Source organism: Bifidobacterium sp., from assembly GCF_050874245.1.
Classification (GTDB): Bacteria; Actinomycetota; Actinomycetes; order Actinomycetales; family Bifidobacteriaceae; genus Bifidobacterium.
In genome coordinates this window covers 1-1330 of sequence record NZ_JBNMKH010000191.1, presented here as the reverse complement: position 1 = coordinate 1330, position 1330 = coordinate 1, and the positions used below count along the sequence as shown (strand labels likewise).

The following is a 1330-nucleotide window of genomic DNA, read 5'->3' as shown; positions in this document are numbered from 1 at the left end:
CGACGGCAGCGGGGCATCATCCTCGAAATACAGGTCGCGGTAGGCGCCGTCCTCGATGATCGGCAGTCGGCTGTCCACGGAAAGCTCGACCAGTTCATGCCGGCGTTTGTCGCTCATGGTGACGCCTGTCGGATTGTGATTGGTCGGAATCGTGTACAGGATCGCATTGCCTTTGCGGTTGCGCGCGTTGAGCGGCGCCGGACGGCCGGCGTCAAGCTCCCCTTCCGCCAGCAGGCCGCGCAATGCCTGCACGTTGAGGCCGTCGTCGTCCATCGGCACGCCTTCCAGATGCATGCCGGCCGACTGGAACACCTGCAGCGACTTGATGTAGCTCGGCGATTCCGCGTATACGGTGGTGCCGGCCGGCAGCAGGCTCACCGAAATCATCTGCAGCGCCTGCAACGCGCCGGATGTGACCAGCACCTGGCTTGCCGTGCAGTCGACGCCGGTGGCGCGCATGTGCGCCGCAATGGCCTCGCGCAGTTCGGGCAGGCCTTCGGGCGGCGGGTAGCCGAGCGTTTCAATCTCGTCCGCGGCCTCGCCGAGCACCTGCCGCCACATGGCTTTCGGAAAGAGCCGCGGGTCGAGCTCGCCGGTGCCAATGCGCGTCATGTTCGGTGTGAACTCGTACCGGTTGATGGCTTGGATGGTGTCGTTGTTGGCTTTGAAGAAGCCGGAATCCACGTAATCGGCCCAGTCGGGCGCGCCCGGCAGCATCAGCGACCACGTGTTGCTGACGATTCGCGTGCCCGCTCCATGCTGCCCTTCGACGATGCCATAATCGGACAGCTCGTTGATGGCCGCGATGACGGTGGACCGGTTCACGCCGAACCATTCGGCGAGCGCGCGTTGCGACGGCAGACGCGAGCCAATCGGCCAGTTGCCGCTGTGCACCTGTTCGCACATGTACCCGACGATTTGTTCGGTGACGGGTTCGCCGGTGGTACGGTCCGGTTTCCAATCGATGTTCAGCGGCGCGATGCGTGCCATGACGCTCCTTCACATTGGTGGTGTCGGTATGGTCCGGCGTTTTCCGCGGTCGGCGCATCTGCTTTCTGACAGTGGACCGTCCTGCGATTGGCTGAGCCAAACCTCAGCTTTTGGCTGGTTGCCTATTGTAGCAACACCTATACAATATGACACTGGTTACGTTGTTTTTCGCAGAATAGAGGTTTTTCCTGCGATTACAAAATGAGCGATTTGGTTGGTTTTGGCTGGGTTGATTACAACCAACCAAATATGTTTGGATGGATAAGAGGCGAGTATGGGATTCTTTTTCCAAGGGCTGACGTTGGGATTGGCGTATGTCGCGCCGATCGGTATGCAGAAT

At 60.5% G+C, this 1330-nt stretch carries 2 protein-coding genes; both read right to left on the bottom strand.

Annotated elements, in window-relative coordinates:
* Positions 1-990 (bottom strand): PLP-dependent aminotransferase family protein (locus tag ACR0P8_RS09790; RefSeq protein WP_432624862.1); only part of this gene is annotated, 990 nt, incomplete at its 3' end.
* A 156-nt stretch (positions 991-1146) separates the two neighbouring features.
* A partial coding sequence (locus ACR0P8_RS09785; RefSeq protein WP_432624861.1) for a hypothetical protein occupies positions 1147-1330 on the bottom strand: 184 nt, incomplete at its 5' end.